Origin of the sequence: Pseudomonas sp. IT-347P (assembly GCF_949768005.1) — a bacterium.
In the GTDB taxonomy this organism is placed as follows: domain Bacteria; phylum Pseudomonadota; class Gammaproteobacteria; order Pseudomonadales; family Pseudomonadaceae; genus Aquipseudomonas.
Genome location: NZ_CATKPQ010000002.1, coordinates 30123 through 42652, shown reverse-complemented (window position 1 = coordinate 42652; position 12530 = coordinate 30123). Strand labels below are relative to the sequence as shown.

Here is a 12530-nt window from a genome sequence, read left to right as displayed (position 1 = left end):
TTGTCCTTGATTGTTCAGGCTGCCTCATCCAACAACTGGTTGGTGAGGTTGATGAGTTCGTCGATGTCTTGTGACGGAAATAGCGTTTCCACGCGCCCTACACGCGACAGCGGAGGTTCGCTGAGTGCAGCCCGGGTAATGCGCCCGTGGCGTAGCACAGCAGTTTTTACGGCCCGCAGGAAGTTGAGTTGGTTGGCGCGCAAATAGCCGTGTGCGGCAATGAACGCATCGAATGCGGCACTGATGCGCTGCTCACGGTTAGGCAGGTGCGCGCCTTCGCAAAGTATGTGTCGCAGGAAGTCGGCCAAGGATGCGGAGGGGGCTTCGAAGGCTTTGCGCAAGGTGTCTTCGGTGACAAACAGATCGGCCTTGTTCAGCGTGTTACTGATTCGCTCCAGCTCGTCATCACCTACATGCTCGCCTTGCTTGAGCTTAGCCAACTCAGGAAGCTGGTCAGCCAGTCGGCGCACCAGTGCCTCTACCTGTTCGCGATAGCTTTCTGCAAAAGCACCTTCACCCGTGGGGCCGTAGATGATCCAACTGCGCTGGGTGATACTGTCTGGCAGGTTGATTTCAATCGTGCGGCTGGGTGTGCTGGTGCGGTAGCGCATCAGCGGGGCGAACACGGTTTGTAGGGTGATCAAACGCGCCATATCCAAGTGCTGCCAGAAGCCGGCCGACTGAACCCAGGCACGTTGTTCGGCTACATGCTGCACCTGAGGGATATTTTCGGCCAGACTATTTATCGCCTCGTGAATGCGCTCACGCACTTTGGCCTGTTCGCTTGCATCACCTTTAAGCCAAGCCACTGAGAGACGCTCGCACCAGATGCGAAATTGAAGTTCATCCAGGCCAGCCAAAGGGGCTAATCGCATCAAAGGTGCGATGGCTTGCGACAGGTGTTCAATTGCGCTTTGGCTGGGCTTCGGCCATTGCAATGCCAACGTGTCGAGCTCGTCCCAGTGCGGACGTACATTGATGCTGTGACGGGGCAATGCCTGCAGCATCGCCTGCAGATCGGCAACGGTGGCTTGTGTGTCTTGCTGTTGTGCTTCCAGGAGTTGCCACTTTTCAAGCTGCAGTCGGAACAGGCGAACCGGTAGCGGTTCGCTGGGATGGTCGACTTCTCCGTCGGGGTTAAGCTTGAAATACGCGAAGTTTTTCCAGTGATCAATGATCAAGAAATCCTTCTTGATCTCTCCGGTGGCCTTGTCGGTATGCAGCCGCGTGCCGCGCCCGATCATCTGCCAGAACTTAACCCTGCTGAATACGGGCTTGGCGAAAACCAGGTTCTGGATGGCGGGGACGTCTACGCCGGTGTCGAGCATGTCCACCGAAATAGCCACACGCGGCATGGTGCGGTACTTGAAATCATCCAGCGTCGCGTCAGCACGCTCCATGTGGCTGTCAATAATTTCAGCCATGCCTTGGCGCTGCAGCTCAGGATACAGACGGTTAAATCCTTCGTAGAGCCTCTTTGCATGGGCGTGGCTGACGGCGAAGATGATGGACTTGTGCGGTAGACCGCGCACGTCTTTGCGGCTCTTATCCATAAACTCTCGCACCATGGCATCGTTGGTGCCTTGGTTGATGATTCCCTTTTCGATGTCACTGCCATCGAAGTTCAGCTCATCAAGCTCCACGCCTTGATCGCGGGCCATCTGTTTCAAGGGCTCGGGTAGTGCGTCACCCATGATGCCCTGAAGTTGAAAATTGGTTTGTGCATCCAGCACGCGGTAGTTGACCAGGTTCTGGTCGGCAATCGCTTGCTCGTAGCTGTAGTAGTAGCTGGGCGCGCCGTCGCCGCAATCAAACAGCTCGAATGTGTTGTGATCGATGTAGTCGGTGGGGGTCGCGGTCAGCCCAAGCTGGATGGCGTCGAAGTGATCGAAGACGGCCTTATACCGTTGGTAGATAGAGCGGTGGCTTTCATCGGCCACGATCAGATCGTAGTAACCCACCGAAAGGCGCGAATAAACCTGCATCATGCTGGGGTAGGTCGAGAACTGAATGCGTGCGCCGGAGGTTTCACCGGACTCGATGCGAGCCAAACTCTCGTTGGGTAAGTGGGACTTGAACTCCGACATAGCTTGGCGTACTAGTTCGCGGCGGTCGGCCAGGAATAGGACTCGCTGCACGCGCTTTGATCGCAGCAAAGTATCAACAAGAGCGATGGTCGTTCGAGTCTTACCCGAACCTGTAGCCATCACCAACAAGAACTTGCGCTTGGCCGCATCTACCCCTTCAGTGACACGCCGAATAGCTTCGTTCTGATAGTCGCGACCTGCGATAGCAGCGCTGATGGTGACACCGCACAGGGGCTGAGCAAACTGCCGCTGATGGCGCAGCCGCTCTAAGTCGTCTCGCGTGTAAAACCCCGAGATTTTTCGTGGCGCATAGCGTTCACGATCCCAGAATAGAATCTCTTTGCCGTCAGTGAGAAAAATGAAAGGGTCGTTGCCGAATTTGGCGTTGATTGAATCTGCGTAGTCCGCTGCCTGACGTTTTCCGGCAAGCTCATCACGTGATGACCGCTTGGCCTCGACTACTGCAATCGGATTGCCATCTGAACCAAGAAGGACATAGTCAGCAAATTGCTCGTTGCCATAGTTGCCGGCAGGCTCGGCTGTCTCTAGCAAAAACTCTTCGACAAGTGTCCGCCGACTTTGAGACCAGCCAGCATGAGCAAGCTGAGAGTCGATGACCTGAGCTCTTGTTTGCGCTTCATTGCGACTCGGATTAGTCACTGCTCACTCCCTGAGTTCTGGTTCTCGTCTGCGCCACCCGCACGCACCCACTCATCAACCTCAGATAGCTGAAACTTCCATAGACGACCAACTTTGTGCGCGGGCAAAGCCTTATGCTCGCGCCAGCGATACACCGTGTCTTTGGCCACCCCCAAGTGAAGGGAAACCTGTTCGGCAGTGACCCAAGGTTCAGTGCTCATGATGGTTACGCTCAAGCTTAAGCAGTCATAGTCGTTTAAAGTCGGCTGAAGTCTACCAGCACGAGGGATACCGTGCAGTGATAGAAGGATAGAATTTACCAGATGCGACAATACGAATATCGAGGCCCGCAGGGCATTGAATCCATGGCGAGCTCTGCCGCTAGCGAATGTTGCGCCACAGCTTCCCTGACTCGGCCACCTAACGAATCAGTCAGCAGTAAACCCACCCAAGAACAATGAGCCCTGATCATCTTCATCAAACAACCCCAGCAGGGGTACGTGCTCAAGCTGTTCTTCAGCGGTGGTAATCAGCTCATCCAAGGGCTTAAGCTGAACAAGCAAACGGTCACAGACACCGAAGAATACTTGCCACTCGTCCCCTGCGAGCGTTGCATGAAGCGCAAGCCATAGCGGCGAATCAGTAAGCTCAACAGCTTCGAGTAACGAACAGACCATCTGAGGATGTCTGGGGCATAGCTGCCGGCATCGCGATCCTTTTCTGTCAGCCCACAGCACTCACACCGGCCTTAGATTCCTGGACAGAGCCTAAACCATCGACCGCCCAGAATTCCGCAGGTACTGCGCAAGCAACCGGCACGATGGAACCCATCGGCAATTCGCAGCGAGGGTATGAACTACCAACCTGGGCTGCCTGATGTATTACGCTCGCCGGACAATAGATCGATTAGTCGTCCCGGAAAGCGTCTTTGCCTGCCCCTTACGCAAGCAGCGAGCGCCTGTCGGCTTGAGCCGCAGATGCTGATCATTCTTGACCAGGTAACGCATGGCGTAATGCACATTAGCCCGCGCACTCAGATCACTTCTGTGGATTAGGCCAACTCCCAGCCTGTCTTGGTATTTTTCTTTTTCGAGGTTGCAGTTGTTGAAGTAGCCCTGACCACGGGTAATACGCTCCCACAGCTCACCGATCCGTTGCGCCCTGTAGATATCTGCACTCACTTCAGCACCATTGAAGAAAAAGGCAGCATGGATGTGATACCCCCGATCTTCGCCCTGCTCAACGCTGCATATGTAGCCGATTTCATGATCGAAAATCAGGTTACGTTCACGCTCAGAAATTAGCCGACTGAGGTCGTCAAATACGTGCTCCACACGCAACCTAGCTTGTGCCTCTTTACGGTAATACAGATCAACCCGAATCACGCAAGTGCGGGCGTAACGATCATGTACTGCGTCAACGTAGCGACCAACTTCGATCTCCTGCTTAATCGCTTGGTAACGCTGATCGTGTCCCCTGCGACTGTATCTCTTTTTGGTGAGAAACGTTCGAACCTGCTTGGTCAGTTCGTTCAACGTCTCGCTGGCGCTCAGATAGCGTGTTTCACACTCACCCAAGCAGGTAATGCCAAATGGACTGCGCTCAACCCCAATAGCATGGCAAGCCTCTAGGAAAAGGTTCAAATGCCAGCTGTACTGATACTCCTCGTCACATTCGAACAGATCGACCATCTGCTCGATCCCATCGAAGTACTTTGACAGCTTGGTTGCATTGACCTGCTCATCCCGGTGCTTCGAGTATGTAATTCGAAAGGCTTGGCCATCTGTACGTTGAATGGCGTTGATCAGTCGCTCAATCCGGATAGCGTTATCGGACTGTGAGCGGTAGGTGTAGCTGGTTCGGTCAGTCATCGTGATGCACCTGATTAGTTGTTGGCATATCAGGTGCGTGATGAGGATTTATTTAATCGATGGTCTGTCGCATCAATTGGGTGGTAGTGGCTGTATAGCTCTCAGTGTTCAGCCTGTTAATTGATTATGGATTGATAGTTCAAGAGTTATATAACTAGATCCCGAACCGAGCCCAGGTCGCCATCCAGGCCTAGCAAGGAAATGGAGAGCAAAATTGCCTTGATAGCCAAGAGATTTGCCAAACTGCGGTTTGAGGAGGTTAGTTGAGAATCATCTACACCATCCGGCATAAACGCCATGATCGGCAGTGAACCGATCATGGCGCATCATGGGTAATCGATACTCAGACCGTCATCGTGGTCGCAGGCCTACATCCCTTCCGCCAAATCACGCGCACTGATCCGCGCTTCAATCCAAGCCGCGACCTCCCCCTCGACCCAGGCAACCGCCCGTGCACCTTCGCCCAGCGATACTGGTTTTGGAAAGCGTCCTTCCGCGATGTATTTGTACAGCGTCGAGTTCTTAAAGCCTGTAGCCGCCAGCACGTCTTTCTTACGGAGCAATTTTTTCATGGCCGCAGCCCTCTGATTGGTTCAGAGGATGGGGAAGCCTTATAAAAAATGACCGGTCCCTCTACGGCCTGAGCCGTGGCGCGGTAAGCAGTCCCAACGCATAGCGCTGCTCCAGAGGAATATCCGCCTCACGCTTGAACGCCGCTACACTCCCCACGGCCTCATATCCAAGGATTAAACAGCCCTGTTCAGTAGCCTCCAGAGCCAACAGAGTAATAGCTTCATAGCCTCGCTCAGCAGGCACAGGGATGACGCACAACTCTAACCAGTCGAAGAAAACTTCAGACGTCTCCTGGAATCGTGAGCGGTACTCCTTCGCCAGCTCCACCGCCAACTCACGGAAGTGCTCAATGATCACCTCCCAGCCACTCTCTCCCAGCTCAGCATCCAGCGGTGATGACGGGGCAGGCTTGCGCAAATCCCTAGAGATCCTTTTTCGCAGCTCATCATCGACGTGGCCTGCGTGTGCTCCGAGAGCAGACCAGTGATGCGATAGTAGGTACGAGGCGTACCGTGACAGTAGCAACTGCAAGACTGCAAAGACTTGTGGGCGCTGCCGCCAAAGAAAGCGGACTACAGGCCTAGGGGTCGTGCTTGCGTTACCCAATGACTTTTTAGCCGCGCTGACGTCATTGCGAAGCCTATCGCCATGATGCTGAAACCACCGATCACTCGATTCGTGGGTCCAATGACTCAACACCTGAACATCCGTCGTTTGAGTCAGTTGACGATGACCCAAGTTGAGAAAATAGATACTCATGGCCTTCCTGGCAAAAATCGACGAAGACACTCCGGGTACGTAGCTACGAATAAAACCCAGATCCATCAGCCTACGGATCCTTTGCCTCAAACTGGCGGGCGCCAGCCCCGTCAACTGAACCAGCTTCACGCTCCCAAGCTGACTGACCACCCCAAAAGCATCTGCGTAGCTCAAGAGGGTAGCGAGCAACAGTCGGTTAGCCAGACTGAGGTTGCCCCGGCGTCCCGGCGGAACCGGTTTACCGAACTCATTAACCGACTTCAAGGACTGGACTACTTCCGCACCATCACCGCCCTCATCAGGCCCCACCGCACGAATGACCGGGCCAGCGATCAGGCGCTTGATGAGTCGCTCGTGGATGACGGTCGGCACCACAGCCTTCTCGAGCGCGACCGCAAGGGCGGCTTGAACCTTATAAGTGTGATTGGGCCTTCCGGAAGACCCAGGCGTTGACACCGGCAGTTTAACAAGCCACCCGGAATCAACGAGCTGCGCTAAAGCCGATGCAACAACGCGAAGCGGAAGACCGAGTTGACTCGCCCGCACCTCACCACTGCACGGGCCTCCTTCGGCCAGTCCGTAACGCTGCACAAACGCCACCAAGACAAACTTCACCTCCGGCTCGACGTGCTTGAGTGGCATAGCTAAAACGCCAAGGTAGTAGCTCAACTCGCTCTCTCAATCATTAATTTATGACCGTTAATATACCCTATATGAATGCTTTCGTGCTGACAGTAATAAAAACGCATAACGTAACGCATAACTGGTTACAAAAATCCTCTATTCTGTGTATAAACCAGCTCTGAGAGGTGTACCTAAATGGCTATGAAAAAAACCGGACTAGACTGGCTGAATCATCGCGATAAAGCCCAGCTCATATGGGCCACTGAATACCTAAGGCGCCGCGGCGTTAATAGCCTCTTCGGCCTTGGAACGGTGACCCACAACGATTTATTAGAAGCGGGCAAAGTACTTGAAAGCTCACCTAGCGGACTGATCACACTCAACGCCATGAAAAATGCATGGCGCCAGAAGCAGTACCGCAGCGCTGACAACGGCAGACAAGCGCGAACGTTTTCACTTCCAAGCACTGCGATAAAAGCCCTTTCACTACTAGCGAAGAACAACGACGGCCAGAGCAATACGGCCCAACTCATTGCTCTGATCGAGAATGCGGATGAAGGACGCCGCAAAATGCAGGAGGATGTTCGGCAGCAGGCCATTAAGGAAAAAGCAGCACTTCGCAACGAGCGACTAAAGTCGGCCCGCTATAAAACGCAATTGGAGATCACCACACGACACCTGGAGCAATGCTTGAACGGACTGGCGAAATGGGAACTGTCTATGGCGGAAGCCCTGCCTCCATTCAATGGGGATGAAGCAGAAGCAGATAGGTTAACAAAGAAGAAGTTGGATCAGGTAAGGCGGGACATTCAGAAAGCAATCCTGAAACTGGACATTGCGACGCCCAGAGATGGAGTGTCACCATAATTTTTACCAACGCGCTTATGCCAAGGCCAGTACCGTCATAGCTTCAGACTCCCTTACTAAGGACAGATCATCATCCGGTATTCCAAAAAGTATTCCAAAGAAAATTCAAAACCGAAAATACATTTATAAATCATAGCGTTATCAGTTCCGTTCAGATTACCCCGGCGACCAACTCTCCACGACAAAGCCCGCCAAGTGCGGGCTTTGTCGCATCTGGCCGTCCCATCCAGTCCCTACCGCCAAAAAACAATCCCTCCCCACACACCTCAATGCCCATGCCGATGATGCACATCCGGAAAATGCGCATGCCGGTGACACATCGGCGTATGCACATGCGGATGACTATGCGGCTCCGTCCCATCCCATTCAAACCCGTGCGTATGCTGGTGATGCTCGTCATGTGTATGACGATGATCGTGCTCGAGCCGTTCGTGCTGATGCTCATGAGTATGGTTTTCCATCAGGTGAATCCATACCCCCACGGCCATTAACGCCGCAGCAAGCAGGAACATCAGCGATATCGACTCGCCCAGCAGCAGAATCGCGATAGCGGCGCCCAGAAATGGCGCGGTGGAAAAGTACGCGCCGGTGCGTGCACTGCCCAGTCCGCGCAGGGCGAGGACGAACATCACCAGGCTGACGCCGTAACCGAGAAACCCGACCAGCAGGATGGGCACCAGTGAGGTGGCTGCGGGCAGTTGTTTGCCGATGAGCAAGGCGAGGCCGCAGTTGACCACTCCCGCCACAAGACCTTTGCTGCCCGCGATGAACAATGCATCCGAGGCAGACACCTTACGCGTCAGGTTGTTGTCGATGGCCCAGCAAAAGCAGGCGAAGGCGACGGCCAGCGGTCCTGTCCAGTCTTGCGCCGACATGGTCTCTTGTGGCCAGGCCAACACGACGCCGCCGGCCACGATGGAGAGCATGCCGATCACGATTCGCCGGTCGGCATTTTCCTTGAACACGAGCCATGCCAGCAGTGCCGTGAGCACGGATTCCAGATTGAGCATCAGTGACGCGCTTGCGCCGGACGTTCTGGTCAAACCGAACATCAACGCCACCGGCGCCAGCACACCGCCGAAGCCGATGGCTCCGACCAGCCACGGCCATTCGCCGGTGCCGAGTCCGGAACGCTGCCAGCCTCGATCGCGGGCAAAACGCAGGACGGTCAAACCCAGACCGCTGCCCAGATAAAGCAACCCGGCCAATAGAATCGGCGAAATCTGTACGCCCAAGAGCTTGGCGAGTGGCGTACTCGCGCCGAACAACGCTGCCGCAACCAAAGCGTAGAGAACGCTCACATTCATGACGGGATCACTCGCGAGGGCCGATGAAATACCAGCGACAATCATGGCAGAACTCAGGTGAGCATTATGTGAACAGTTCCGCCCGCTGACCACATACCTTGAAATGACTATCCGTGAACATGCGACTGGCGTTTGCTTTTGTCGCCGCGCCCTACTTCCCACATCGACCGTCCTAGGAAAATTCCTGCAACACGCGTCGACTTTGATGAACTGGTGGACACTTCCTCAGGGCGTTACCCTCCACGACCACTGCCATCCAGCGGACGGTTGGCAGCCGCAATTGCAGGGAATGTTCACTCCACGGAGCTACGTCATGAAGAAAATCACCCGCCTTTCGCTGGTTGGCCCGGCACCTTCCGATGCGCCAACGTCCAGCATTCAATCCCAATTGAACACTACCGCACGCAGCGAAGCGCAAAACCGGCGGCGGAGCATCCCTCTCAACCAGCTCATCAGAGTGCGCGACGATGTCGACACTCTGACCCTGCTCACCCACGCCAGCGAAATCCTCGAATCCCTTACCGCCATCAGCGCAAACTTTGCCGACGAGTTCGACGGCTCGAAACGCCATGTAGCGGTGGCAATGAGGCAACTCACCGCACTGGCCGAGATTCTGGTCTGCCGGGCACGGGACAATCTTGATCCGCAGGGCCCAAAGACTTCCACCGGACCTGAAACCCGCCATTGACGGGCGAAGGACCGGCGCTCGGTTGCGCGTCGGAGCCGCCCATCGAGATGAATTTTTCTTCACTGCAGCGGCGCGGCCAACCCTTGTACAGTCCGCTCGCTCATTCAAGAAACTACGGTTCGCCCGCGCTCCTGCGGGCTTTTTTTTGCCTGAAACAAAGTCCCTGCTCCGCCGTGACTTGCCGTAACCCGGCGGATTGCGCGACTCTTCCGGAAGATTCCCCATTCCGGAGCGCCCGATGCCGCTGTTGACCCTGCCCTGCCAACGCCTGACGCTGGCGATACTCGCTCCGGATCAGGCCGACCTTGAAAGCGAGTTTTACCAACGCAACCAGCGCCACCTCGCGCCGTGGTCACCGATCCGCACGACCGAATACTTTTCCACCGAGCAGATTCGTCGGCGCCTCGACATCCAGGGCAGCGCATTCGAGGCCGGGCTGGCCATGCATTTCGCGCTGTTGACCCCGGATGGCCGGCAGATGATCGGCGCGTGCAACTTCAGCGGGATTATTCGCGGCGCCTTTCAGGCGTGTTATCTGGGTTATCACATCGACGAGGCCCGGCAGGGACAGGGCCTGATGCAGGAGGCGCTGGAGGCTGGCATCGGCTACATGTTCGACACCCAGAACCTGCACCGGATCATGGCCAACTACATTCCCACTAACGAGCGCAGTGCACGTTTGCTGGAGCGCCTGGGCTTCGAACGTGAGGGTTACGCCAAGGCGTACCTGAACATCGCCGGGCGCTGGCAGGATCATGTGCTGACAGCGCTGGTCAATCCGCTGTTCGAAACCCCGGACAAGCGCTGGTCACGACAACTGGCCTAGCTTCACGATTTGTTCAGGATTGCCGACGTATGCTCAGGCCTCCCGCCCCTTCCGGTTGCCTGAAGCCCATGTCGCGTGCCGTCACTTCGCTGTTTCTGCTGGCCACCCTGCTGTTTTTCTTCGCGCTGGGCGGGCATCAATTGCAAGGCTCCACCGAGGCCCGCGTCGCCGGGATCGCCATGGAGATGCACCTGGATGACGACTGGGTGACGCCGCGCCTGTTCGGCGAACCGCTTCTGGAAAAACCACCGTTGAGCCTGTGGCTGGATGCTGGCGCCATGCGCGTGTTTGGCGTTTCACCGTGGGCCGTGCGCCTGGCGTCGGCGGTGGCAGGCTTGCTCAGCGTGATGCTGCTGTACGGCATGTTGCGGCGCTTCGAACGGCCGAAAATGATTGCCTGGACCGCAGGCATTCTGCTCGCGACCATGGCCAGTTACTGGAGCAACGTGCGCGGCGTCGGCGAGGATGCGCTGCTCGCACTCGGAGTGACCACGGCGCTGCTCGCCTTTTTCCAGGCGCAGCGGGCCTCTACGCCGGGCAACTCGCTGTTGTTTGTCGTCGGCATCGCCATCGCCACGTTGAGCAAAGGTGTACTGGGGCTGGCCATGCCGGGGGTGGTGATTTTTGCTTACCTGTTGGCTGACAACCTGATGGACAAGCGCCTGAAATTCGCTGACTGGTTGCGCCCCGGTTTACTCACCATGATCGGTTTGATCCCGCTGCTGATCTGGCTCGTCATTCTCTTCCAGCATGGCGGCGCACAGGCCGTTAAAGAGGTGCTGCTGACCAACAGCGTAGGACGCTTCAGCGGATCGTTCGTCGAGGCCGGACACTACGAACCGTTTTATTACTACCTGGCCAAGCTGCCGGAAGCTTTTCTGCCGTGGAACATTCTGGTGTATCTGGGGCTCTGGCATTTCCGCAAACAATTGAAGGCCAACCGTTACCTGCTGTTTTTCAGCCTGTGGCTCGTGGCGCAGCTCCTCATGCTGACGTTGGCGTCGAGCAAACGCACGGTGTACCTGATGTCGATGACACCGGCCGCAGCGGTGATCGCGGCAGAGTATGCGGGCGTGCTGTTCGAGCGATTTAAGCAGTACGAATCCGACAATCCATTCGTAGGCCGAATCGCCCGGCAGCGTCAGACTCTTGCAGTCGGCGTACTCACGCTAGTGATCGGCAGTTATCTCGCCGCTGCGCAGTGGGCACTGCCTCATGCCGACAAAAATCTTTCGTTCCTGCCGTTGAGCACCGAGATTCAGAAGTTGCAAACCGCTGGCCATCAAGTCGCGCTGTTTCAGGCCAACGAGCGGGTCGGTGGCGCCACGGTCTTCTATACCCGGCAAGTGCTCAAAGGCTTGGATACCGACGCGCAGTTACGGGACTTCCTCGCCGCTTCACCAGCCCACGTCGTGGTGATGGCCGGCGACAGCGCTCCCGTCGCTCCGCTTAAAGTGCTGAAAACCTTGAGGGTCGGGCGGCAGGCGTATTACTTCACCAGCTACTGAATCGGGCGCGCAATAGTGGAAGGCCAACGCCGTCAGCAAACAGGCCAGCCAGACGAAGATTCCGGCCCGTAGAAACGCGATTTCATCGGCTGCTCACCCTGCGCCAGTCGGAAGCTTCGATAAAGCCAAGCGTCTTTGGAGCCGCCGGGACGGCAGCGGAGACGAACAACGACGAGCCGTAACCCGTGTTTGAAGTCGGTACGTCGAGGTCTTTCTCGATTTGTGCCATGCACTCGCTGTGGGTCACCAGAATCAGGTTGCGCCCCGGGATTTTGTGGGCCAGCGCATCCTGCAACATGCGCCCCCGGCAGTTGATCAACCAGTCTTCGCCACTGCTGGCATGGTTGAACATGTAACCGGCGGTTTGAACTGTGCGCATCGACGGGCTGTTATAGATGTCGGCGTTGTTCAGGCCCAGTTGCTCGAAGCGCGCACCGACCGCCACCGCGACACTGCGCGAGCGATCGGTGATGCCGTCGTTTCCACTCAGGCACGCAGCCCTTGAGTGATCGCAACGCTCAACATGACGCACCAGCACGATCATCTCGCCCCTCGCCCACCCCGCCGCCAACGCTTGCGCACCGGCGACATTGCCGTGGGCCAGGTCCGGCACCGCTGTCGGCGCCAGCAACCACAGAGTCAGGGGAATCACCAATATCGATGCTGCCAGCACCACCCAGGTGTTGCGAAAACGCGCCAGAGCGCTCAGATCAATCGAGCGCTTGGCGCCGAACAGACTCAGTCTCAACTCCACAAAAACCGCCTCGCCACTTTGCATCAC

At 56.3% G+C, this 12530-nt stretch carries 13 protein-coding genes; 4 read left to right on the top strand and 9 right to left on the bottom strand.

All coding sequences use genetic code 11. The features are described from left to right. Positions 1-14: 14 nt before the first annotated feature. The 7 genes from ACM6IV_RS01155 to ACM6IV_RS01125 form a co-directional block, all read right to left on the bottom strand. On the bottom strand, positions 15-2747 hold the full coding sequence (locus tag ACM6IV_RS01155) for a DEAD/DEAH box helicase family protein (protein WP_414868398.1): 2733 nt from the start codon (positions 2745-2747) through the stop codon (positions 15-17). Next, positions 2744-2947 (bottom strand): helix-turn-helix domain-containing protein, encoded by a 204-nt coding sequence (locus ACM6IV_RS01150; protein ID WP_414868397.1) that lies wholly within the window; start codon positions 2945-2947, stop codon positions 2744-2746. Before ACM6IV_RS01150 ends, ACM6IV_RS01155 begins: the two co-directional genes overlap by 4 nt. A 207-nt stretch (positions 2948-3154) precedes the next feature. Further along, on the bottom strand, positions 3155-3403 hold the full coding sequence (locus ACM6IV_RS01145; protein WP_414868396.1) for a hypothetical protein: 249 nt from the start codon (positions 3401-3403) through the stop codon (positions 3155-3157). Between the two features lie 204 nt (positions 3404-3607). Further along, complete coding sequence (locus ACM6IV_RS01140) at positions 3608-4597, bottom strand: inovirus-type Gp2 protein (RefSeq protein WP_414868395.1); 990 nt, start codon at positions 4595-4597, stop codon at positions 3608-3610. 146 nt (positions 4598-4743) lie between these two features. After that, positions 4744-4917: a hypothetical protein gene (locus tag ACM6IV_RS01135; RefSeq protein ID WP_414868394.1), complete on the bottom strand. Its 174-nt coding sequence runs from the start codon at positions 4915-4917 to the stop codon at positions 4744-4746. Between the two features lie 48 nt (positions 4918-4965). Next, positions 4966-5169 carry a helix-turn-helix transcriptional regulator gene (locus ACM6IV_RS01130; RefSeq protein ID WP_414868393.1) on the bottom strand — a complete coding sequence of 68 codons (204 nt, stop codon included), beginning with the start codon at positions 5167-5169 and terminating at the stop codon, positions 4966-4968. A 61-nt stretch (positions 5170-5230) separates the two neighbouring features. Next, positions 5231-6598, bottom strand: a complete 1368-nt coding sequence (locus tag ACM6IV_RS01125) for a hypothetical protein (protein WP_414868392.1) — start codon at positions 6596-6598, stop codon at positions 5231-5233. 150 nt (positions 6599-6748) lie between these two features. On the opposite strand from ACM6IV_RS01125, the gene ACM6IV_RS01120 reads away from it, so the two are divergent. Further along, entirely contained in the window at positions 6749-7420 is a 672-nt protein-coding gene (locus ACM6IV_RS01120; protein WP_414868391.1) for a hypothetical protein, read from the top strand. A 266-nt stretch (positions 7421-7686) separates the two neighbouring features. Here the strand turns inward: ACM6IV_RS01120 and ACM6IV_RS01115 are convergent, their stop codons facing one another. Beyond that, entirely contained in the window at positions 7687-8727 is a 1041-nt protein-coding gene (locus tag ACM6IV_RS01115; RefSeq protein WP_414868390.1) for an EamA family transporter, read from the bottom strand. A gap of 313 nt (positions 8728-9040) precedes the next feature. On the opposite strand from ACM6IV_RS01115, the gene ACM6IV_RS01110 reads away from it, so the two are divergent. The 3 genes from ACM6IV_RS01110 (at position 9041) to ACM6IV_RS01100 (ending at position 11749) form a co-directional block, all read left to right on the top strand. Beyond that, the gene (locus tag ACM6IV_RS01110) at positions 9041-9415 is read left to right on the top strand and encodes a DUF6124 family protein (protein ID WP_414868389.1); all 375 of its coding nucleotides are present in this window, start codon (positions 9041-9043) and stop codon (positions 9413-9415) included. Positions 9416-9653: 238 nt separating this feature from the next. Then, positions 9654-10241: a ribosomal protein S5-alanine N-acetyltransferase gene (rimJ, locus tag ACM6IV_RS01105; protein ID WP_414868388.1), complete on the top strand. Its 588-nt coding sequence runs from the start codon at positions 9654-9656 to the stop codon at positions 10239-10241. A 68-nt stretch (positions 10242-10309) separates the two neighbouring features. Further along, complete coding sequence (locus ACM6IV_RS01100) at positions 10310-11749, top strand: ArnT family glycosyltransferase (protein ID WP_414868387.1); 1440 nt, start codon at positions 10310-10312, stop codon at positions 11747-11749. A gap of 82 nt (positions 11750-11831) precedes the next feature. Here ACM6IV_RS01100 and ACM6IV_RS01095 read toward each other — a convergent pair whose 3' ends face one another. Further along, entirely contained in the window at positions 11832-12503 is a 672-nt protein-coding gene (locus tag ACM6IV_RS01095) for a histidine phosphatase family protein (protein WP_414868386.1), read from the bottom strand. Positions 12504-12530 lie beyond the last annotated feature (27 nt).